Genomic DNA, 20661 nt, shown 5'->3' on the forward strand with positions numbered 1-20661 from the left:
CTGCGCCGCAGTCATTTTCGGACACATCGAGAGGAACAAGCAGTGACCATCGACCCCAGAACCCCGGTGCTCGTCGGGTACGGCCAGGTCAACCAGCGCGAGGAGAGCGCGACGACCGAACCTGTCGACCTGATGGAGGCCGCGGCGCGGGCCGCCGCCGACCCGCGGGTACTCGCCGCGGTCGACTCGACCCGGGTGGTCAACCTGCTGTCCTGGCGTTACCGCGATGCGGGCCGGCTGCTGGCCCAGCGCATCGGCGCCGACGGTGCGGCGACGCGGTACACCCCGATCGGCGGCAATGTGCCGCAGTCCCTGGTCAACCAGGCCTGCCTGGACATCCAGGCCGGCCGCAACGACGTGGTGCTGATCACCGGTGGGGAGACCTGGCGGTCGCGCACCCGGGTCCGGGGTCGCGGCGAGAAGATGTCGGGCACGAAACAGGACGAGTCGGTGGCCCTGGCGCCGGGGTCCGAGGATGAGTTCGCACTGGCCGGGCCCGGTGAGTTGCGCATCGGCCTGGACCGCCCGGCCTTCGTGTACCCGATGTTCGAGCAGGCGCTGCGGATCAAGGCCGGCGCCACCCCGGCCGAGCACCAGCAGCGTATCGGCGAACTGTGGGCCCGATTCAGCGCCGTGGCCGCCGGCAACCCGCATGCCTGGAATCAGCAGGCGCTCACCGCCGAAGAGATCGCGCAGCCGGGTCCGAAGAACCGGATGATAAGCGCGCCGTACACCAAGCTGATGAACTCCAACAACATGGTCGACCAGGGGGCCACCTTGATCGTGATGTCTGCGGAGAAGGCGACCTATCTTCAGATTCCGCAGGAGCGCTGGGTTTTCCCGTACGCCGGGACCGACGCCCACGACACCTACGAGATCAGCCACCGCGCCGAGTTCCACGGCTCGCCGGCCATCCGTATCGGCGGCACCCGGGTGCTGGAGCTGGCCGGGCTCGGGGTGGACGATATCGATCTGATCGACGTCTACTCGTGTTTCCCGTCGGCGGTTCAGGTGGCGGCCAACGAACTCGGCCTGCCGCTGGACGACCCGCAGCGCCCGCTGACCGTCACCGGCGGGCTGACCTTCGCGGGTGGCCCGTGGAACAACTACGTCACGCACTCCATCGCCACCATGGCCGAGCAGCTCACGGCCCGCCCCGGCGCGGTGGGTCTGATCACCGCCAACGGCGGCTACCTCACCAAGCACAGCTTCGGTGTGTACAGCACCACGCCGCCGAGCACCGGATTCCGCTGGGAGGACGTGCAATCCACGGTCGACGCCGAGCCCACGCGGGCCGCTGAAACCGAGTGGGAGGGCACCGGCACCGTCGAGACGTGGACCACGCCGTTCGACCGGGAGGGCGTACCGGAGAAGGCGTTCGTCGCGGTCCGTACCCCGGCGGACACCCGGACCCTGGCGGTGCTCACCGACCGTTCGGAGGCTGCGGCCAGCGTCTCCGAGGACATCGCCGGCACCAAGATCACCGTGCGCGGCGACGGGACCGCGACGCTGGGCTGAATCAGGTCAGTTCGGCCAGTGGCACTTCCGGGTCCGCCAGCCGCGCCGCGTCCACCGTAGGGCCGGACCGGATGAGGGTCTTGATGTCGTCGAGACCGTCCCAGACGTTGACGTTCATCCCGGCCAGTACCCGGGCCTGCTCGTCCAGCCAGAACGCGGTGAACTCGCGCGTGCCGGCGTCACCGCGGAACACCACCGAGTCGTAGGTGGGGGCGTGGCCGACATACTCCATGCCGAGGTCGTACTGATCGGTGAAGAAGTACGGCAACTCGTCGTAGCTGCCCGGGTTGCCCAGCACACCGGCCGCGGCGACGGCCGGCTGTTTGAGCGCGTTGGCCCAGTGCTCGGTACGGATCCGGTCGCCGAACAGGGGATGGCGGGCTGCGGCGATGTCGCCCACGGCGTAGATGTCGGGGTCGCTGGTCTGCAGTGACTCATCGACCGCGACGCCACCGTCGGACAATTCCAGGCCGGCCTTCTCGGCCAGCGCGATATTGGGCTGCGCGCCGACCGCGATCAGGACGTTGTCGGCGGCAACGGTCGATCCGTCGGCCAACCGCAGACCGGTGACCCCGCCGCCGGCCGCGGTGGTGATCCCCTCCACACCGGTGTTCAGCCGCAGGTCCACGCCGTGCGCGGTGTGCAGGTCGGCGAACACCCGGGCCACCTCGGGACCCAGAGCGGCCAGCAACGGAAGCTCGGCGGACTCCACGACGGTGACGTCGGCGCCGCGTTCCCGTGCCTCCGCGGCCACCTCCAGCCCGATCCAGCCGGCTCCGATGATGGCCAGCTTGCTGCCCGGGTTGAGCACCGACAGCAGGGCGGACGCATCGTCGACCGTGCGCAAGGTGTGCACCCCGTCCGCGTCGGCGCCCGGGAGGTCGAGCCGGCGGGCCCGTGACCCGGTGGCGAGTATCAGTTTGTCGTAATGCTCGTGGCGCCCGTCGTCGAAACCGACCGAGTGCCCACCCGGGTCGAGGCTCTGCACCTCGGTGCCCAGGCACAGATCGATCTCGTTGTCGCCGTACCAGCCCTCGGGTTGGACGGTGAAATCGGCGAGCGTCTTCTTGTCCGCGAGGAAGTCCTTGGACAGCGGTGGCCGCTCGTAGGGCAGCTGCGGCTCGTTGCCGAACAGGATGATCCGCCCCCTGAAATTGTTTTCCCGCAACGCTTCAGCGGCTTTGGCGCCGGCCAGGCCGGCTCCGACGATGACGACGGTGGGCATGAGGTTCTCCGTTCCTAGGCTGATCGATCGGCCGTCACGCGACGGCGTAGCTCGTCGTCGAGCGAGACCCGCACCAGCGCGGCAGCCAACTCGGCCGGGCGACCGTCGGACGCCGACAGCAGCGCGTCGGGTTCGGCGGGTAACCCGAGTTCGCGCGCCGTGGCCAGCGTGCGGTCGTCGAAATATGGCTGCGCCCACTGCCATACGTTCTGCGCCTCGCGCAGGAAGATGTCCGCGCCGGTGGGCCCGATTCCGTTGAACTGTTGCAGCGACCGTGCGGTCGCGCGGACGTCATGGCCGGATTCCTCGGCGAGATTACGCAGATCCCCGGCGTAACGGTCGCGCACCGCGGTGGCCAGCTCGGTGAGCCGGGTCGCCGAGCTCTCGTCGTAGCGGGCATATCCGGCCCGCCCGAATGCCGCGATCATCACCCGGCGGTCGGCATGCAGCACCGAGGCCGGGGTACGCAATCCGGCCCGGAAGATCTCGCGGGCCGCGGCGGCCGCCACCGACGCGCCGATCGGCTTGCTGGCCAGCATGGCGAAACTCAGCAGCTGGAACAGCGGTTTGGGTTTGTTGCGCAGGGTGATCCCGGCCTCGTCGGCGTAGGTGGTGCCCGCCCGGTGCAGCAGTCGCTGCGCCATGGAGGTGGTTGCAGCCATCCTGCAGGCATACCCGGGTGCCCGGGCGACAAACCGGGCGCCGACGGGTCACTTCGGCGGCAGGCTCGATGCGTAGGCCACGCCGCGGGTCACCCAGGGCGCCAGCTGCCGGCGTCCGTCCAGACCGGCGCGGGACACCCGGATCCAGCCCAGAACCTCGCGCCCGGCCATCACCATCGGCTCGACGTGTGCCCGGGTGAGAAGTTTGGCGGTGTCCTCGGCCGCGACCCGCACCATCAGTCCGCCCTGACCCGACGCACATACCGCCATGTGACCGTGGACCAGGAACGCCAACCCGCCGAACATGCGCTTCTCGTCGACACCGGCGGTGGTGGCGAGAAGTTCACGAATGCGTTCCGCGAGGTCTTCGTCGTAGGCCATGACAGTCGGATTTTAAGTCGCGACGGCCACGTTCGGTTGGCAACGGACCTCGAAGTTGACCGAGTTGGCGATGAAGCACAGTCGGTGGGCCCGCTCGTGGATGTCGGTGAGCGCCGCGGCCTGGTCCGGGTCGGCGAGGTGCACGGTCGGGCGCAGCACCACCTCGGTGAAATGACCTCCGCCGTCGGTGGTCTCCGCCATGGTGCCCGACGGGTGGTCGACGTAGCCGGTCACCGTGACGCCGGCCTGCGCACACAGGGCCAAGACCCAGAGCATGTGGCACTGCGACAGCGAGGCCACCAGCAGTTCCTCGGGATTCCAGCGCTGCGGGTCGCCTCGGAATGCCGGGTCGGCACTGCCCGCGATGACCGTGGGCTTGCCCGGCGCACTCACGTCGTGGGACCGCTCATAGGCCCGGTACCCGCTGGTGCCGGTCCCGGTGTTGCCCGTCCAGCTGATGTCGAGTTCGTAGTGGTGCGTCTTGCCCGTCATGCGCTCCCTCTTTCTGCCGAGCGTGCGTGTCTGCTGGTCGACACACCGTGTCAGGACCTACAAACACGCACGCTCGTCAGGTTATGCCGCGACGGTCGCCGCCTCCATCGCCAGCTCGAGGGCCAGCGTGACGATCTCGGCCACGTCGGTCATCGGCCGCACGTCGAGCGCCTCCAGGACCTCGGCCGGGACCTCGTCCAGATCGGGCTCGTTGCGCTGCGGGATGAACACCGTCTTGAGCCCGGCCCGTTGGGCGGCAAGCAGTTTCTGCTTGACGCCGCCGATCGGCAGCACCCGTCCGTTCAGCGTCACCTCGCCGGTCATCCCGACGTCCCCGCGGACCTGACGTCCGGTGGCCATCGAGACCAGGGCGGTCACCATGGTGACACCGGCCGACGGACCGTCCTTGGGCACCGCACCCGCGGGCACGTGCACGTGGATCTGGCGGTCCAGCGCCTTCGGGTCGACGCCCAATTGCTCGGCGTGTGCGCGCACGTAGGACAGCGCGATCTGCGCGGACTCCTTCATGACGTCACCGAGTTGGCCGGTGAGCTTGAGACCCGGCTCACCGTCGGTCGATCCGGCCTCGATGTAGAGCACGTCGCCGCCCAGACCGGTGACGGCCAGACCGGTCGCCACGCCGGGCACCGCGGTGCGCTCGTCGGAGTCCGGGGTGAACCGCGGACGGCCCAGGTACTCAACGAGATCCGGCTCATCGACCGTGATCTTGGCATCACCGGAGGCGAGCTTGGTGGTCACCTTGCGCAACGCCTTGGCCAGCAACCGCTCGAACTGCCGCACACCGGGTTCGCGGGTGTAGTCCGCGGCGATCTTGCGCAGCGCCGCATCGGTGAGCTCGACCTCCTCGGGGGTCAGCGCGGCCCGTTCGGCCTGGCGGGGCAGCAGGTAGTCCCGCGCGATGGCCACCTTGTCGTCCTCGGTGTAACCGTCGATCTGGATCAGCTCCATGCGGTCCAGCAACGCGGACGGGATGTTCTCGATGACGTTGGCCGTCGCCAGGAACACCACGTCGGACAGGTCCAGATCCAGCTCCAGGTAGTGGTCGCGGAACGTGTGGTTCTGCGCCGGGTCCAGCACCTCCAGCAGTGCCGAGGACGGGTCGCCGCGGTAGTCCGAGCCGACCTTGTCGATCTCGTCGAGCAGCACGACGGGGTTCATTGATCCCGCCTCGCCGATGGCGCGCACGATGCGGCCGGGCAGCGCTCCGACGTAGGTACGCCGGTGCCCGCGGATCTCGGCCTCGTCACGCACGCCGCCGAGGGCAACGCGAACGAACTTGCGGCCCAAGGCTCGTGCCACGGATTCGCCCAGTGAGGTCTTGCCGACACCGGGAGGGCCGGCCAGCACCATCACCGCACCCGAACCGCGGCCGCCGACGACGGCCATGTTGCGTTGGGCGCGCCGGGCCCGCACCGCCAGGTAGTCGACGATCCGGTCCTTCACGTCCTCCAGGCCGTGGTGATCGGCGTCCAGGATCTCCCTGGCCGCCTTCAGGTCGGCGGAGTCCGCGGTGCGCGAGTTCCACGGTAGGTCCAGCACGGTGTCCAGCCAGGTGCGGATCCAGCCGCCCTCCGGGCTCTGGTCACTGGTGCGTTCCAGCTTGCCGACCTCGCGCAGGGCGGCCTCGCGCACGTTGTCGGGCAGGTCGGCGGCCTCGACGCGGGCGCGGTAGTCAGCTTCACCTTCCTGGCCATCAGGACCCAGTTCGCCCAGTTCCTTACGGATCGCGGCCAGCTGCTGGCGCAGCAGGAATTCCTTCTGCTGCTTGTCCATCCCGGCCCGGACATCCTCGGCGATCTTGTCGTTGACCTCGACCTCGGCCAGGTGCTCACCGGTCCATTGGATGAGCTTGCTCAGGCGGTCCGCGGTGTCCTCGGTCTCCAGCAGGTCACGCTTCTGTTCGCCGGTCAGATACGACGCGTACCCCGCGGTGTCGGCCAGTGCGGACGGGTCGCTGATCTTGTTCACCACGTCCACGATCTGCCAGGCCTCGCGGCGCTGCAACATGGCCAGGAGCAGCTTCTTGTACTCGGCGGCCAACGCCTTGATCTCGGCGGTGGCCTCGGTATCGGCAACCTCGGTCACCTCGACCCACAGTGCGGCGCCCGGACCGGTGGTGCCGGTACCGATGTGGGCGCGGCGCTCACCCTTGACCACGGCCGCAACGCCACCACCCGGAACGCGTCCGACCTGCACGATCGAGGCCAGCACACCGTAGGTGGGGTAGCGGTCGTCCAGGCGCGCGGCGATCAGCAGCCGGCCGTCCTGGCCCTCCGGGGCCGCGGCCTGGGCGGCTTCGACGGCGACACGGGCGGCGTCATCGAGCTCGATGGGCACCACCATGCCGGGCAGCAGGATGGGTTCACTGACAAACAAGACCGGGACTGCGATGGCTTCAGGCATCAATCCTCCAAAGTTGATTCTGATGCACTCAACTACCGCGCCGGTGTGGTTGTTCCCGGCATGCCGGTGATGCGCTGTGGGCGAACACGACCTTGCCGGTCCGGACTGATGCGTGGCACTCTGTAACTAAATAAACCCAATATAACGGTTACGGGGTTCCAGTCATGCGAAACGCCACCAGGACTCGACATCACGATCGGATGGTCGACGGACTCACCGTCCACTATCGGGAGACCGGCCTCCCGTCATCGACGGGCATCGTGCTGCTGCACGGATCGCCGAGCTCGTCGCACTCGTTCCGGGAGATGCTGCCCATCCTGGGCGCCGAACACTATGTCATTGCTCCTGACCTGATCGGTTTCGGATTCTCCGACGCTCCCGACCTGGCGCAGTTCGACTACACCTTCGAGCACCTGGCCGTCATCGTCGAGGGTCTGCTGGAGGCCCTCGACCTGACGAGTTATGTCCTCTACCTCACGGATTTCAGTACGCCGGTGGGCTACTACCTCGCCACGAGACACCCTGATCGACTGCTCGGGATCGTGCTGCAGAACGGCAACGCGCATGAGGCGGGGCTCGGGGAGGTGTGGGATCCGGTTCGCCGTTACTGGGCCGATCCGACACCGGAATCCCATGCTGACATGGGGGATTGGTTCAACTTCGAAGGCACTCGGGACACCTACCTACGCGGACTGCCCGACCGGCTGGTGCCGTGGCACCCCCGCGAATCCTGGCATCTGGATTGGGAGCGGCTCTCCCGGCCGGGCAACATAGACATTCACGAGCGGCTCTTTCTCGACTACCGTCGGCACGTCGACCGATTCCCGGTGATCGCCGAGTTCCACCGTGCCCACCAGCCGCCCTGTCTGCTGTTCTGGGGTCGCCACGACTTCGCATTCGACATTGCAGAAGTGCTCGCATATCACGCCGCATTGGAGAAGGTGGAAGCCCACATCTATGACGGCGGTCATTTCCTCACCGAGACGCACGCTGTCGAAATGGCTTACACCATCAACACGTTCGTGCATGACATTCACCAGGATCACGCACTCCATGGGTGAGAGCGGCACGGTATGGGTCGATGACCATTTCGTCGGAGGACATGTCGCACTCGACTTCTGCAACACCGTCTACCGACGGACTCCGGTACTGGGCGCAGAACTGCTGGACAGCCCTGCTGCTTTCACTCAGTGGCTCGACAGAGTGGCACTGGCACCGGAAAGCGCAGGACTGGTCGACAAAGCCGCGCTCGACGACGCCCGAAGACTACGTTCTGGGCTGTGGCATGCGTTCGATGCGCAGCGCGCCGGCGAACGCGTGCCCCACGGTGTGCTCACCGGCGTTCTGTCGCACGCCTACCGGCATTCCGAGTACGTCGACGTCGACCAGCACGGCACGGTCACGGCCACCCACCTCGCGGGCGCGACATCGGCATTGGCCGTTGCCGCACTGCAACTTCTCTTGCATCCGCCCGAACCCAAGGTCCGTGCGTGTGACGGGTGCGGGTGGCTGTTCATCGACACATCCCGGGGCCGGCGTCGGCGCTGGTGCAGCATGAAGACATGCGGCAATGTTCACAAGGTCGCACGACATAGGGCGGGCCTAACCAAGCACTGACCTGCCGGACGGGGTGAACATATACAGAACCGTGCACTCCTGACGGGATTCACAACCTGACCAGAGAGAACGGATACACCAGCGTCCCCGGTGCGCCGTCACACCCGGCGGCGAAGGAGGACGTCAGGGTGCCCTGCATCGTCACCGCATCCCAGGAGTAGACGTCCCGGGTGGCCACGACCGGCCCGTAGTAGACGTTGCCGCAGCGCAGCCCGTCCGGCACGTCGACGGTCATGGTGTACCGCCCGTCGGCGAGGTGGGCCTGCCCGACGTAATCGAACGCCTTGGCCACCGGCATCGGGATGCCGGTGATGCTCCGGCAGTCCTCGGCGGCCGGGATGCAGTGCGACACCGACCAGGCCCAAGTGTGGAAGTCGTAGCGGGCCGGGATCACCAACTGGTAGTTGGCGAAGAAGGGCTCGGCCCGGCCCACCGGCGCCAGCGGCACGCTCGCGATCATCAGCGCACCCAGCAGCGGCACCATCCTCATTGAGGAAACCTTTCTCATCGATTCCGTGAAACCCCGTGCGTCTCACTACATGTGGGCGCCGCCGTCGATCCGGACCTCGGTTCCGGTGATGAAGTAGGCGTCCTTGCTGCCCAACATCGCCACGACACCGGCCACCGCGTCCGGCCGGGCGAAGATGGCCCCGCCGTCCAGCGGCAGCATCGGGGCGACCTTGCCGAACAGGGCGTAGTCGGCGTCCTCGGGCAGCCCGGGCCCGATGCTCTGCCGGGCCGCACCGGTGCCGTCGGTCATACCGGACGAGATCGATCCGGGCTGAACACAATTGAACCGGATCCCGGCCTTGGCGAACTCCGAGGCCCAGGCGTGCGTCATCGACAACACACCACCCTTGGAGGCCGCGTAGGCGGCCATGTACGGGTGCGCGAAGTGCGCCGAGGTCGAGCTGAAGTTCACCACCGCCGGGCCGTCACCGTCGTGCAGCGCCGCGATGGCCTCGCGGGTGACCAGGAACGTCCCGACCAGGTTGATCCGCAGCACCTGCTCGAAGTCGGCGAGTGTCGTCGCGGCCAGGTGTGCGGATCGCAGGATCCCGGCAGCGTTGACCAGGGTGTCCAGTCCGCCCAGCGTCGAGACCGCCTCGGCGACCCCGGACCGAACCGACTCTTCGTCGCCGACATCGACCACCACCGTCGAGAGCAAGTCGGTACCCGCCTTGCCGACGGTGTCGGCCAACCCGTCCGGGCTGACGTCGGCGGCCACGACCCGGCCGCCCTCGGCCAGGATCCGCAGGGCGCAGGCCTGACCGATGCCCGAACCTGCGCCGGTGATCAGTACCCGACGGCCGCGATAGCGCGAGAGGTCGGCTTCGGTCACGATGGGGCTCCTTCTTCGATGGATGAACGCTCACTCTTCCGGTCCGCACGCTACGTTGCGGCCCGCAGACCCGCGGCCGGTTGATGATTCCCGGTGGATGGGACGCGATGTGCCGCAGGTCACGTCCGGCTGTCACCGTCTTCTGGTCAGCGTGCCGGCAGGCCGGTTGTGAGGTTCGGCAGAACCAGTCGTGGAGGTCATCGGTACATGGTCAGCAAGGCCCAAGACCGCTGGTCCTCGGGTATCCCGATCTTCCGGTCGGGTGGCCCGGGCCCGATGCGGGCCATCGGCGGTCTGTTGGCCATGTCCGCGGATGCGTTCAAATTCCTGTTCCAGCGTCCGTTTCAGGGCCGCGAATTCATCGAGCAGTCCTGGTTCGTGGCTCGGGTGTCGCTGATGCCGACGATTCTGGTCGCGGTGCCCTTCACCGTACTGGTCAGCTTCACACTCAACATCCTGCTGCGCGAGCTGGGTGCGGCCGACCTGTCCGGGGCGGGGGCCGCCTTCGGGGCGGTCACCCAGGTCGGCCCGATGGTCACCGTGCTCATCGTGGCCGGCGCCGGTGCGACGGCGATGTGCGCCGACCTCGGTTCCCGCACGGTCCGCGAGGAGATCGACGCCATGGAGGTGTTGGGCATCAATCCCGTGCAGCGCCTGGTGACCCCCCGCATGCTGGCCTCGGGTCTGGTCGCGTTGCTGCTCAACAGCCTGGTCGTCATCATCGGAATCCTTGGCGGATACGTCTTCTCGATCTTCATCCAGGGCGTCAATCCGGGTGCCTTCGCGGCCGGCATCACCCTGCTCACCGGTGTTCCCGAGGTCATCATTTCGTGCGTGAAGGCCGGGCTGTTCGGCCTGATCGCCGGACTCGTCGCGTGCTACCGCGGGCTGATGATCAGCGGCGGCGGTGCCAAGGCGGTCGGCAACGCAGTCAACGAGACCGTGGTGTACGCATTCATGGCGCTGTTCGTGGTCAACGTCCTGGTCACCGCCATCGGCATCCAGATGACGGCGGATTAACCCGTGACTGTGACGCGTTCCCTTCGCCCGCATCTGACCCGTGAACTGAACCGGCCGGTCGGTGCGCTCGGCAACATCGGTGATCACACCATGTTCTACGGCCGCGCCCTGGCCGGTATGCCCCACGCCTTTGTGCACTACCGCCGCGAGATCATCCGATTGATCGCCGAGATCAGCATGGGGGCAGGCACTTTGGCGATGATCGGCGGCACCGTCGTGATCGTCGGTTTTCTGACGCTCGCCGCCGGCGGCACGCTCGCCGTGCAGGGTTACAGTTCGCTCGGTGACATCGGCATCGAGGCGCTCACCGGGTTTCTTGCCGCGTTCATCAACGTCCGGATATCGGCGCCGGTGGTCGCCGGCATCGGTCTGGCGGCGACTTTCGGTGCGGGCGTCACCGCGCAGCTGGGCGCCATGCGCATCAACGAGGAGATCGACGCGCTCGACGCCATGGCCATCCGTCCCGTCGAGTACCTGGTGAGCACCCGCATTGTCGCCGGGATGATCGCCATCACGCCGCTGTACTCGATCGCGGTGATCCTGTCCTTCGCGGCGAGCAAGCTCACCACCGTGGGACTGTTCGGGCAGTCAGCCGGCCTGTACAACCACTACTTCTCCACCTTCCTCAACCCCATGGATCTGCTGTGGTCGTTCCTGCAGGCCATCTTGATGGCGATCACGGTGCTGTTGGTACACACCTACTTCGGCTACTTCGCCAGCGGCGGACCGTCCGGCGTCGGCGTCGCGGTCGGCAATGCCGTCCGCACCTCGCTCATTGTCGTGATCTCCGTGACGTTGCTGGTGTCGCTGTCGATCTACGGCTCCAACGGCAACTTCAACCTGTCGGGATAGGGGAGCGCACATGGCGATGAGTTCGAATGTCAAACCGCCCCTGATCGGGCTGGCGACGGTAGGCGTGCTGTTGGCGATCGTCGCGATATCGATCGGATTCTTCCGCGGAAGTTTCACCAAAACCGTTCCGGTGACCGTCGTCTCGGAGCGCGCCGGCCTGGTCATGAACGCCGACGCGAAGGTCAAATTGCACGGAGCGCAGGTCGGTTCGGTCGAATCGATCGAATCGCTGCCCGACGGCCGGGCCAAGCTGCACCTGGCCATGTACCCGTCCTACCTGGAACTCATCCCGGCCAACGTCCGCGTGGACATCGCATCTACCACGGTGTTCGGCTCCAAGTTCGTCGAACTGATTCCCCCGGAGAACCCGTCGGCACAGGCGCTGGCGGCCGGGCAGGTGCTCGACGCCGGTCACGTGACCGTCGAGATCAACACGGTGTTCGAACAGCTGTCGACGGTGCTGCAGAAGATCGAACCCACCAAGCTGAACGAGACGCTGGGGGCGCTGGCCACCGCCATGGACGGCCGCGGAGACCAGATAGGACAGATGCTCTCGGACTTCGATGGCCTCCTGGCCAAGATCGACCCGAGCCTGCCGACCATGGAGCACGAGATCACGGTGGCACCGCAGGTGTTCAACGCCTATGCCGACGCGGCGCCGGACCTGGTGGCCACCCTCGATGCGTCGACGAGTATGAGTGAGACGCTGGTCGACGAACAGCACAACCTCGATGCTTTGCTGATCAGCGTGATCGGGTTGGCTGACACCGGTACCGACGTCATCGGCGGCAACCGTCAGGCGATTTCCGACACCATGCGCCTGCTGGTCCCGACCACCGATTTGACCAACGAGTACAACGCGGCCTTGACCTGCGGTCTCGGTGGAGCCGTGGAGCTGGCCAAGGCGCCCGGCACGCCGCTGCCCGGCGGTCTGCTGCTGCAGACAGTCGTGCTCGGCCAGGAGCGGTATCGCTATCCACAGAACCTGCCGAAGGTGGCCGCCACCGGTGGTCCGCAATGCACCGATCTGCCCAAGGTGCCCTTCCAGAAGCACCCACCGTTCGTGATCACCGACGTCAACGCCAACCCCGCCCAGTACGGCAACGAGGGGATCCTGTTGAACTCCGACGGCCTCAAGCAGGCACTGTTCGGTCCCATCGGCGGACCACCACGAAACACCGCACAGATCGGTCAGCCCGGATGAGCAATTTCAGCAAAACGGCGCTGAAGTTCGGTGCGTTCGGACTGACGATGGTCGTCCTGACCGCCGGTCTGTTCGCGATCTTCAGCCAGTATCGATCCGGGTCGACGGCCGCTTACTCGGCGGTGTTCAAGGATTCGTCGAGCCTCAAATCCGGTGACTCGGTGCGGGTTTCCGGAATCCGAGTGGGCACCGTGCGGGATGTGGCGTTGCAGCCGGACAACACGGTGCTCGTCGAGTTCGACGCCAACGACACCATCCGGATGACCGAGAACACCAAGGTCGCGGTGCGCTACCTCAACCTCGTCGGAGACCGCTATCTCGAGCTCATCGATCAGCCCGGATCGACCAGGATCCGCCCGCCGGGAACACGTTTCGGTGCCGAGCAGACCGAGCCCGCCCTGAACCTCGACCTGTTGTTGGGCGGACTCAAGCCGGTAATCCAGGGACTGAACCCCGATGATGTCAATGCGCTGACCAACTCACTGATCCAGGTTTTCCAGGGACAGGGCGGTGCCGATCTGGAGTCGCTGTTCGCCCGGACATCGTCGTTCACCAACGCGATCGCCGACAACGGAAAGACCGTCGAAAGCCTGATCGACAACCTCAACGCCACGCTGGCCGTGCTGTCCGAGGACGGCGAGAAGTTCTCCGGGGCGGTGGACGGGCTGGAGCGTCTGGTGACGGGCCTGGCCGCCGAGCGGGACCCGATCGGCGAGGCCATCAGCGCCCTCGACAACGGCACCGCGTCGCTGGCCGGCTTGCTCACCGACGCACGCCCGGCGCTGTCGGGCACGGTGGATCAACTGACCCGGATGGCGCCCCTGCTGTCCAACGACACGGATCTGGCCCGGCTCGATCTGCTTATGCAGAAGACGCCGCAGAACTACCGCAAACTGGTGCGGCTGGGTTCCTACGGGAGCTGGCTCAATCTTTACATCTGCGGCGTCTCGATCCGGGTGTCCGACCTGCAGGGCCGTACCGCCCACTTCCCCTGGGTCATCCAGAACACCGGAAGGTGCGGTGAACCCTGATGCAGAAATACCGTCAATCAAAGCTGGTCCGTTCGGGATTCATGGGCTTGGTACTGATGGCGTTGATCATCGCCGTCGGTTTGCAGCCGCAGCAGTTGGTGGCAATGGCGACGTCGATCCGTTACCAGGCCGTCTTCGCCGAGGCAGGCGGATTGTCCGCGGGCAACAACGTCAAGGTCTCCGGCGTCACCGTCGGCACCGTCTCGGATGTGGAGCTCGACCAAGGCAAGGCATTGGTGACCTTCGCCGTCGACAGCAAGGTTCGGCTCGGCGCGGACACCATCGCCCAGATCGGGATCGGCACATTGCTCGGTGAACGGGTTCTGGTGGTCGAGCCGCGCGGCAGCGACCGGATGAGGGCGCTCGACGTCATTCCGCTGACGAGGACATCGTCACCGTACTCGCTGACCGATGCCCTCAACGAGTTCACCTCCAACACGGCAGAAACCGACACCGCGGCCATCAACCAGTCCCTCGATGTCCTGTCGGAGACCATCGAACGGCTGGCGCCGCAGTTGGCTCCCACCTTCGATGGGGTGAGCCGACTGTCGAAATCGCTGAACAGCCGCAACGAGTCGCTGAGCAACCTGCTGACCACAGCCGCCGACGTCACCGGCATCTTGTCCGAACGCAGCCAACAGGTGAACAGCCTCATCCTCAACGCCAACGACCTGCTCGGCGTGCTGCAGGATCGCCGTTACGCGATCGTCAACCTGCTCGCCAACACCACGGCCGTGGCGCAACAACTCTCGACACTGGTCGACGAGAACGAGGCCGAACTCGCCCCGACACTCGAGCAGCTCAACCGGGTGTCGGAGATGCTGGAACGCAACCGGGACAACCTCACCAAGACCCTGACCGGGCTGGCCAAGTACCAGCTCACCCAGGGTGAAGCGGTCAACAACGGGTTCTACTACTACGGATTTGCGTCCAACCTGTTGCCGGGACCGGCCATTCAGCCGTTCCTGGATTACGCGCTCGGATACCGGCGCGGCGTCAACGCCGGGCAGCCGCCCGACACCGCCGGCCCGCGCGCCGAATTCCCGTTCCCGTACAACGGCATTCCCGGAGGTTCCCGATGACCGCGTTCGGGCCCCGGGCCAAGAAGCTCACCGTCATCGCCGCGGTGGTGGCGGTGCTGGCCGGTGCCGGTTTCGCTGTCTACCAGAACCTGCTGAGCCCCAAGACCATCATCGCCTACTTCACATCGGCTACCGCCATCTATCCGGGCGATGAGGTCCGGGTGGTCGGCGTCCGGGTCGGCACCATCGACGCGATCGAGCCGCTGGGCACCCGCACCAAGGTCACGCTGCGAGTGGATCGTGACGTTCCCGTACCCGCCGATGCCAAGGCGATCATCGTCGCGCCCAACCTGGTGTCGGCGCGCTATGTGCAGCTGACTCCGGCCTACGGCGCGACCCCGGAGACCAGCGGCGCCACCATGGCCGACGGCGCCGAGATCGGCGAGGATCGCACCGCGATCCCGGTCGAATGGGACGAGATCAAGGATCAGCTCACCCGGCTGGCCACCGAATTGGGCCCGGACAGCGGTATCTCCGAGACGTCGCTAGGCCGCTTCATCAACAGCACCGCCGATGCCATGGCAGGTAACGGAGATCGCCTGCGCGAGACCATCACCCAACTGTCCGATGTCGGCAGGGTCCTCGGCGAAGGCAGCGGCGACATCGTCGAGGTGATCAAGAACCTGCAGGTCTTCGTGACCGCGCTACGTGACAGCAACGCCCAGATCGTGCAGTTCCAGGACCGGCTCGCCGATGTGACCGGCGTGGTCGACGGTAGCCGCGACGACCTCGACTCGGCGATCACCGAGCTGTCGGCGGCGGTCGGCAAGGTGCAGAGTTTCATCGCCGGGTCGCGGGACCAGACCGCTGAGCAGATCGAGCGGCTGGCCAACGTCACCCAGGTGCTCGCCGATAACAACATGGTGGTCAAGAACGTGCTGCACGCCGCACCAAATGCCCTGGTCAATGGCTACAACATCTACAACCCGGACACCGGTGGTCCGCGTGGATCCTTCGCGATGAACAACTTCGCCAACCCCGTCGCGACCATCTGCTCGGCGATCTCGGCGGTGGAAAACGTCACCGCCGAGGAGTCCGGGCGGGCCTGCGCCCAGTACCTCGGGCCGGCACTGCGGCTGATGAACTTCAATCACCTGCCCATCCCGTTCAACGCGTATCTGGGACCGGCCCCGAAGAATGTCATCTACTCCGATCCGGCGTTGGCACCCGGGGGTGGCGGTACGCCCGAACCCGGCGAGATCCCGCCCGCGGTATCGGCCTACACCGGAGCCGGCGATGTGCCACCTCCGCCGGGATGGACCGACCCACCACAACCACCCGGTGCTTATGCGCCGACCGGACTGCCCGCCGCCCGAACACCGGCGCTCTATCCGGGTGCGCCCATTCCCCCCGGACTGCCGGCCCCGGCGAACGCCGCGACGAATCTGACCGAACTGTTGTTGCCGGCTGAGGCACCGCCCGCGCCGCCGGCCGCACCTGCTGCACCCGCGCAGGGAGGTACCCCGTGATGACGCCCAAGTCAGCGCGCAGCTGGGCTGCGGTGGCCTGCTGCACCGTGCTGGTGACCTCCGGCTGTTCGTTCGACGGCATCAACTCGTTGCCGCTGCCCGGGACCGTCGGCACCGGCGGGGACGCCACGACATACCGTGTGCAGCTTGTCAATGTCGGCACCCTGGAATCGAATTCACCCGTGATGGTCGGTGATGTGGTGGTCGGAGCGGTCCGTCGTATGACGGTGGACGACTGGACTGCCAACGTCGAGGTATCGGTGACGCCCGATACGGTGGTGCCCGCGAACGCTGTCGCCACCGTCGGTCAGACCAGCCTGCTCGGGTCGATGCACCTTGCTTTGGACCCGCCGGTAGGGGAGAACCCGTCCGGTAGGCTCAAGCCGGGGGCCACCATCCCGCTGACGAAGACGTCGACCTACCCCTCGACGGAACAGACGCTGTCCTCGCTATCGGTGGTGGTCAACGGCGGCGGTTTGACCCATATCGGTGATATCGTGCACAACTTCAATGCCGCCCTCGACGGGCGCCAAGGCCAGATTCGCGATCTGCTGACGCGAATGAGCAAGGTCGTCGGGATGCTGGACACGCAGCAGGACAACATCATCGGGTCCATCGAGGCGTTGAACCGGCTGGCCGGGACGTTCGCCGGTCAACGCGAGGTGCTCAGTCGTGCGCTGGAGCGCATCCCGCCAGCACTCGACGTGCTCAACCAGCAGCGGCCCCGCATCACCACCGCGCTGACCAAGCTTGGCGGATTCAGCGACACCGCAACCCAACTGATCAATGAATCGCAGGACGACATCGTGCGCAACCTGCAGAACCTGGAACCCACGGTGCGTGCGCTGGCCGATGTCGGCCCGGATCTCGCCACCGCCTTGGCGTTTTTGCCCACCTACCCCTACACGCAGGAGTTCATCGACCGAGGTATCCGCGGCGATTACATGAACCAGTTCATCGTCTTCGACTTCACGATCCCGCGACTGAAGAGCGGAATCCTACTGGGCACCCGGTGGGGTGAGCCGAACGCGACCATGGTTCCCGCACCGGGCGACCCCTGGTACAACACCTACACTCGGGATCCGCTGCTGGCACCGGTGACGCCGGTCCCCGCTGAGATCGCACCGATTCCACCGCTCATCGAGAACGCGGCCCCGGTTCCCGGCGCGGACGTGGCCGGCGCTGACATGACGCCGGCCGGCCAACCCGATGCCGCGACTCCGCCTGCCACAGGGGGCAACTGATGTTGACGCGCTTCGTCCGCACCCAGCTCATCATCTTCTCCATCGCTTCGGTCGTCGGTGTCGGCACGATGATTCTCGTCTACCTGCAGGCGCCCGTCCTGCTCGGTATCGGCCGCATCGGGGTCACGCTGCAGGTGCCGTCCACCGGTGGTCTCTATCAGTTCTCGAATGTCACCTACCGCGGTATCGAGGTTGGCAAGGTCACCGAGATCCGGCCGACCCGCGACGGCGCCGAGGTGACGATGTCGCTGCAGCGGTCACCGAAGATCCCCTCCGACCTGCAGGCGAATGTGCGAAGTGTGTCGGCGGTCGGTGAGCAGTACGTCGATCTGGTTCCGCGCAGTGACGGCGCGCCCTATCTGGAGGACGGGTCGGTCATCACGGCCGACAACGCCACGCTGCCGCAGCCGGTCGGGCCGATGCTCGACCAGATGAGTGCGTTGGTCGACAGCATCCCGACGGGCAAGCTCAGCGGACTGCTCGACGAATCGTTCAAGGCGCTCAACGGAACCGGTGACGATCTGGGTGCACTGTTCGATGCGTCCGGTCGGTTGGCGGCCGGTTTCAACGAGTCGGCGGACAACACACGTGCGTTGATCGAGGACGGACGTCCACTGCTGGACGGTCAGGCAGAGAAGGCCGATTCCATCCGGACCTGGGCCGCCGGCCTGGCCGGAATCACCGACACCGTGGCCGCGCGGGACCAGGAGGTGCGCACCATCCTGCGGACCGGCTCGGGCACGGCCGATGAGGCTTCGCGGCTGCTCAATCAGATCAAACCGACCCTGCCGGTGTTGCTGGCCAACCTGTCGACGGTGGGGCAGATCGGCATCACCTACAACGCGTCGCTGGAGCAGCTGCTGGTTCTGCTGCCGCCGTATTTGGCCGCGACCCAGTCCTATGGTTCGTCGCTGAACAATCCGACCGGTATGGCGTTGTCGGAGTTCAGCCTGACCCTCGGTGATCCGCCGGCCTGCTCGGTCGGGTTCCTGCCGCCGTCGTCATGGCGGTCACCGGCCGATGAGAGCGATGTCGACACCCCCGAGGGGTTGTACTGCAAGCTGCCGCAGGATTCCCCGATCGGCGTGCGTGGCGCGCGCAACTTCCCGTGCATGGGTCAGCCCGGCAAGCGGGCACCCACCGTGGAGATCTGTGAGAGCGACCGGCAGTTCGAGCCACTGGCGATGCGCCAGCACGTCACCGGGCCGTACCCCATCGACCCGAACCTGATCGCGCAGGGCGTGCCGGTGGACGACCGAATCACGTTCCAGGATCAGATCTTCGGGCCCGTCGGCGGAACGCCGATGCCGCCCCCGGCACCCCCGGTGCCACCTGCCGCACCGATGCCGGCCGGCGGTGCGTTGCCTGCCGCGCCGAGCGCGCATGAGTCTGATGCCGGCGGCCCGTCGGTGGCCTTCGCCACCTACAATCCGCAGACCGGGCAGTACGCCGCACCCGACGGCAATGTGTACAGCCAGACGAACCTGGTCGCGCCGGCGCACAGTTGGGAAGACCTGATGCCGAAGTGATCTGGCGGGGCGCTGCGGATCGTTGTCGGCAGCACCCCCGGAGGGACCGGCTTGGAACTCAGCCGACCTTGACGAGCTTGAACGGCATGTTGATGAACACCGGCTTGTTGACGCCGCAGGCGCCGCTGGGACCGACCGTGACGTCCTCGCCCACCAGCGTGTCCGACGTGATGTCGAAATTGGCGCCGTCGGGGGTCATCGGCTTGAACCGGAAGGTCTGCAGGCCCGGTGCGGTGCTGCCGTCGGGGCACGGGATCCAGTTCTCGACCGTGTGCTTGACGTACCAGACTCCGCTGCGCTGATAGATGGGGGCCGTCCAGCCGAAGTCGCTCTGCACTGTGCCGGTGCACTCACCGGGGTAGCTGCATTGAGTGCTGACCGTCCAGGTGCTGCGCAGGCTCGCCTGGTCGTAGAAGACCTCGTTCTTGCGCGCCCACTCGCCGTTGGACGTCGCGGCGTAGGTGCCGTTGATGCCCCACTCGGGGTTCTCGGCGTGCACGACGGGGGCCGTCAGTGCCGTGCAGGTGACGGCGGTGAAGGTGACGAACGCGGGTACACGCAGCATTGCCTGCTCCTCGGACTGGCCGGCTGCACGGAAATCAGCGGCGAGAGCAGTTAATACCTCGTGGCTGCCGTCCGCCACCATCGTGTCCACTGAGTGGACCGGAAACAACCAACAAGGTCCACGGGCTGACAAAGTGCCGAGCATGAAGATGAGTGTGGTGATAGCGGCGGCAACGCTGGCCGCTGCGCTGCTGACGGCGCCTCCTGCGCACGCGGAACCGGCCTTCTGCGACGGTCCGGACTGCGCACCGGGCATCAAGCCGGGTGTCGTGCTCGGCGCGCCGTGTTCGAACACCGCCTACTACGTTTTCGGCACCACGTCCTGGGGGCGCATGGTCTTCTGCGGCTCTCCGCGCCGGTATGAACCCCGGTACTTCCGCTCGCCGTCGATGGCCGGCGTGAAGGAGTTCGGTACCAGTTGTGCCGGCTACGAGAATTGGGTGGCACAGGCCCCCGACGGTCTGTTCCTGGCGTGCCAGTCCAAGGACGGCGGTCCGCTGTGGAGTCGAGGCGATGATGTCTAGGGGACGTCTTCCGGTGGTCGTGTGCACGGCCCTCACCGGTTTCGCCGCGACAGTGACGACGGGTCCTGCCCACGCCGATCCGCCGGGCGGGCATCACGTCACGTATACGGTGACCGCGGAGTCCCCGGTGACCGCGGATATCTACTTCCGTGAGGTGGATCCGCCGAATTGGGCCGATTACAGCCACAATCCGTATGTCTTCAGCCCCAAGGTCCAGGTCGAGGTGGGCGCGGACCGGCCCTGGGTGCTGCACGCCACGCTGGTCGACCCCAATCGCTGGGCGATGGTGTCGGCCACCAGTGGCCGTACCCCCGGTGAACCCGTGTTCCACTGCCAACTGGCGGTCGACGGTGTCGTCGTTGCCACCGGTGACGGGCCCAAGGGCGCGCTGTGCTCGCTACGGCATTGGTGAGCAACCGCATCGTGTGACGGGGCCCACTGGATGGGAACGTGTCCTCGCAGCGTCGGTCGACGGCCGTAG

21 protein-coding genes are annotated in these 20661 nt (G+C 66.6%); 13 read left to right on the forward strand and 8 right to left on the reverse strand.

The genetic code is table 11. The features are described 5' to 3' along the window. The first annotated feature begins 42 nt into the window (after positions 1-42). Positions 43-1518, forward strand: a complete 1476-nt coding sequence (locus V4U86_RS12000; protein WP_395311420.1) for an acetyl-CoA acetyltransferase — start codon at positions 43-45, stop codon at positions 1516-1518. 1 nt (position 1519) lies between these two features. Here the strand turns inward: V4U86_RS12000 and V4U86_RS12005 are convergent, their stop codons facing one another. The 5 genes from V4U86_RS12005 to lon all read right to left on the reverse strand — a co-directional run bounded on the left by V4U86_RS12005 (position 1520) and on the right by lon (position 6702). Continuing rightward, entirely contained in the window at positions 1520-2743 is a 1224-nt protein-coding gene (locus V4U86_RS12005) for an NAD(P)/FAD-dependent oxidoreductase (protein ID WP_395311421.1), read from the reverse strand. Positions 2744-2757: 14 nt separating this feature from the next. Continuing rightward, complete coding sequence (locus tag V4U86_RS12010; protein WP_395311422.1) at positions 2758-3405, reverse strand: endonuclease; 648 nt, start codon at positions 3403-3405, stop codon at positions 2758-2760. A 48-nt stretch (positions 3406-3453) separates the two neighbouring features. Beyond that, positions 3454-3786 (reverse strand): TfoX/Sxy family protein, encoded by a 333-nt coding sequence (locus V4U86_RS12015; protein ID WP_395311423.1) that lies wholly within the window; start codon positions 3784-3786, stop codon positions 3454-3456. Positions 3787-3798: 12 nt separating this feature from the next. Then, entirely contained in the window at positions 3799-4278 is a 480-nt protein-coding gene (locus V4U86_RS12020; RefSeq protein ID WP_395311424.1) for an OsmC family protein, read from the reverse strand. Between the two features lie 81 nt (positions 4279-4359). Next, positions 4360-6702 (reverse strand): endopeptidase La, encoded by a 2343-nt coding sequence (lon, locus tag V4U86_RS12025; protein WP_395311425.1) that lies wholly within the window; start codon positions 6700-6702, stop codon positions 4360-4362. 200 nt (positions 6703-6902) lie between these two features. Between lon and V4U86_RS12030 the strand changes: the two genes are divergently transcribed. Then, positions 6903-7763 (forward strand): alpha/beta fold hydrolase, encoded by an 861-nt coding sequence (locus V4U86_RS12030; protein ID WP_395311426.1) that lies wholly within the window; start codon positions 6903-6905, stop codon positions 7761-7763. Then, a complete protein-coding gene (locus V4U86_RS12035; RefSeq protein ID WP_395311427.1) occupies positions 7756-8319 on the forward strand; it encodes a CGNR zinc finger domain-containing protein in 564 nt (187 codons plus the stop codon). Before V4U86_RS12030 ends, V4U86_RS12035 begins: the two co-directional genes overlap by 8 nt. A 49-nt stretch (positions 8320-8368) precedes the next feature. Here V4U86_RS12035 and V4U86_RS12040 read toward each other — a convergent pair whose 3' ends face one another. Beyond that, positions 8369-8803 (reverse strand): hypothetical protein, encoded by a 435-nt coding sequence (locus V4U86_RS12040; RefSeq protein ID WP_395312016.1) that lies wholly within the window; start codon positions 8801-8803, stop codon positions 8369-8371. Between the two features lie 51 nt (positions 8804-8854). Next, the gene (locus V4U86_RS12045) at positions 8855-9661 is read right to left on the reverse strand and encodes an SDR family NAD(P)-dependent oxidoreductase (protein WP_395311428.1); all 807 of its coding nucleotides are present in this window, start codon (positions 9659-9661) and stop codon (positions 8855-8857) included. A 207-nt stretch (positions 9662-9868) separates the two neighbouring features. On the opposite strand from V4U86_RS12045, the gene V4U86_RS12050 reads away from it, so the two are divergent. From V4U86_RS12050 to V4U86_RS12085, 8 genes are read left to right on the forward strand one after another with little or no spacing between them, the layout of a single operon-like run. Beyond that, on the forward strand, positions 9869-10681 hold the full coding sequence (locus V4U86_RS12050) for an MlaE family ABC transporter permease (protein ID WP_395311429.1): 813 nt from the start codon (positions 9869-9871) through the stop codon (positions 10679-10681). A 9-nt stretch (positions 10682-10690) separates the two neighbouring features. Next, on the forward strand, positions 10691-11533 hold the full coding sequence (locus V4U86_RS12055) for an MlaE family ABC transporter permease (protein ID WP_395311430.1): 843 nt from the start codon (positions 10691-10693) through the stop codon (positions 11531-11533). Positions 11534-11543: 10 nt separating this feature from the next. After that, the gene (locus V4U86_RS12060; protein ID WP_395311431.1) at positions 11544-12737 is read left to right on the forward strand and encodes an MCE family protein; all 1194 of its coding nucleotides are present in this window, start codon (positions 11544-11546) and stop codon (positions 12735-12737) included. Then, a complete protein-coding gene (locus V4U86_RS12065; protein ID WP_395311432.1) occupies positions 12734-13768 on the forward strand; it encodes an MCE family protein in 1035 nt (344 codons plus the stop codon). Before V4U86_RS12060 ends, V4U86_RS12065 begins: the two co-directional genes overlap by 4 nt. Then, the gene (locus V4U86_RS12070; protein WP_395311433.1) at positions 13768-14850 is read left to right on the forward strand and encodes an MCE family protein; all 1083 of its coding nucleotides are present in this window, start codon (positions 13768-13770) and stop codon (positions 14848-14850) included. The genes V4U86_RS12065 and V4U86_RS12070 overlap by 1 nt, the downstream gene beginning before the upstream one ends. Next, positions 14847-16319: an MCE family protein gene (locus V4U86_RS12075; RefSeq protein WP_395311434.1), complete on the forward strand. Its 1473-nt coding sequence runs from the start codon at positions 14847-14849 to the stop codon at positions 16317-16319. Before V4U86_RS12070 ends, V4U86_RS12075 begins: the two co-directional genes overlap by 4 nt. After that, on the forward strand, positions 16319-17563 hold the full coding sequence (locus V4U86_RS12080) for an MCE family protein (protein ID WP_395311435.1): 1245 nt from the start codon (positions 16319-16321) through the stop codon (positions 17561-17563). Before V4U86_RS12075 ends, V4U86_RS12080 begins: the two co-directional genes overlap by 1 nt. Then, positions 17563-19092, forward strand: a complete 1530-nt coding sequence (locus V4U86_RS12085; RefSeq protein WP_395311436.1) for an MCE family protein — start codon at positions 17563-17565, stop codon at positions 19090-19092. Before V4U86_RS12080 ends, V4U86_RS12085 begins: the two co-directional genes overlap by 1 nt. A gap of 58 nt (positions 19093-19150) precedes the next feature. On the opposite strand, the gene V4U86_RS12090 is transcribed toward V4U86_RS12085, so the two are convergent. Then, positions 19151-19657, reverse strand: coding sequence for a hypothetical protein (locus tag V4U86_RS12090; protein WP_395311437.1), 507 nt, complete (start codon positions 19655-19657; stop codon positions 19151-19153). Between the two features lie 142 nt (positions 19658-19799). On the opposite strand from V4U86_RS12090, the gene V4U86_RS12095 reads away from it, so the two are divergent. Both V4U86_RS12095 and V4U86_RS12100 read left to right on the forward strand, forming a co-directional pair. Further along, the gene (locus V4U86_RS12095; protein WP_395311438.1) at positions 19800-20180 is read left to right on the forward strand and encodes a hypothetical protein; all 381 of its coding nucleotides are present in this window, start codon (positions 19800-19802) and stop codon (positions 20178-20180) included. Then, positions 20173-20592 (forward strand): hypothetical protein, encoded by a 420-nt coding sequence (locus V4U86_RS12100; protein ID WP_395311439.1) that lies wholly within the window; start codon positions 20173-20175, stop codon positions 20590-20592. Before V4U86_RS12095 ends, V4U86_RS12100 begins: the two co-directional genes overlap by 8 nt. Positions 20593-20661 lie beyond the last annotated feature (69 nt).

It is taken from the genome of Mycobacterium sp. AMU20-3851, assembly GCF_043974665.1.
GTDB lineage: Bacteria > Actinomycetota > Actinomycetes > Mycobacteriales > Mycobacteriaceae > Mycobacterium.

Excerpts from the sequence above, each read along its gene's own strand:
- V4U86_RS12030 (WP_395311426.1), top strand. The coding sequence starts at position 6,903 with ATGGTCGACGGACTCACCGTCCACTATCGGGAGACCGGCCTCCCGTCA.
- V4U86_RS12010 (WP_395311422.1), bottom strand. The coding sequence starts at position 3,405 with ATGGCTGCAACCACCTCCATGGCGCAGCGACTGCTGCACCGGGCGGGC.
- V4U86_RS12065 (WP_395311432.1), top strand. The coding sequence starts at position 12,734 with ATGAGCAATTTCAGCAAAACGGCGCTGAAGTTCGGTGCGTTCGGACTG.
- V4U86_RS12080 (WP_395311435.1), top strand. The coding sequence starts at position 16,319 with ATGACGCCCAAGTCAGCGCGCAGCTGGGCTGCGGTGGCCTGCTGCACC.
- V4U86_RS12020 (WP_395311424.1), bottom strand. The coding sequence starts at position 4,278 with ATGACGGGCAAGACGCACCACTACGAACTCGACATCAGCTGGACGGGC.
- V4U86_RS12095 (WP_395311438.1), top strand. The coding sequence starts at position 19,800 with ATGAAGATGAGTGTGGTGATAGCGGCGGCAACGCTGGCCGCTGCGCTG.
- lon (WP_395311425.1), bottom strand. The coding sequence starts at position 6,702 with ATGCCTGAAGCCATCGCAGTCCCGGTCTTGTTTGTCAGTGAACCCATC.
- V4U86_RS12005 (WP_395311421.1), bottom strand. The coding sequence starts at position 2,743 with ATGCCCACCGTCGTCATCGTCGGAGCCGGCCTGGCCGGCGCCAAAGCC.
- V4U86_RS12075 (WP_395311434.1), top strand. The coding sequence starts at position 14,847 with ATGACCGCGTTCGGGCCCCGGGCCAAGAAGCTCACCGTCATCGCCGCG.
- V4U86_RS12050 (WP_395311429.1), top strand. The coding sequence starts at position 9,869 with ATGGTCAGCAAGGCCCAAGACCGCTGGTCCTCGGGTATCCCGATCTTC.
- V4U86_RS12040 (WP_395312016.1), bottom strand. The coding sequence starts at position 8,803 with ATGGTGCCGCTGCTGGGTGCGCTGATGATCGCGAGCGTGCCGCTGGCG.
- V4U86_RS12015 (WP_395311423.1), bottom strand. The coding sequence starts at position 3,786 with ATGGCCTACGACGAAGACCTCGCGGAACGCATTCGTGAACTTCTCGCC.
- V4U86_RS12100 (WP_395311439.1), top strand. The coding sequence starts at position 20,173 with ATGTCTAGGGGACGTCTTCCGGTGGTCGTGTGCACGGCCCTCACCGGT.
- V4U86_RS12035 (WP_395311427.1), top strand. The coding sequence starts at position 7,756 with ATGGGTGAGAGCGGCACGGTATGGGTCGATGACCATTTCGTCGGAGGA.
- V4U86_RS12085 (WP_395311436.1), top strand. The coding sequence starts at position 17,563 with ATGTTGACGCGCTTCGTCCGCACCCAGCTCATCATCTTCTCCATCGCT.
- V4U86_RS12070 (WP_395311433.1), top strand. The coding sequence starts at position 13,768 with ATGCAGAAATACCGTCAATCAAAGCTGGTCCGTTCGGGATTCATGGGC.
- V4U86_RS12060 (WP_395311431.1), top strand. The coding sequence starts at position 11,544 with ATGGCGATGAGTTCGAATGTCAAACCGCCCCTGATCGGGCTGGCGACG.
- V4U86_RS12090 (WP_395311437.1), bottom strand. The coding sequence starts at position 19,657 with ATGCTGCGTGTACCCGCGTTCGTCACCTTCACCGCCGTCACCTGCACG.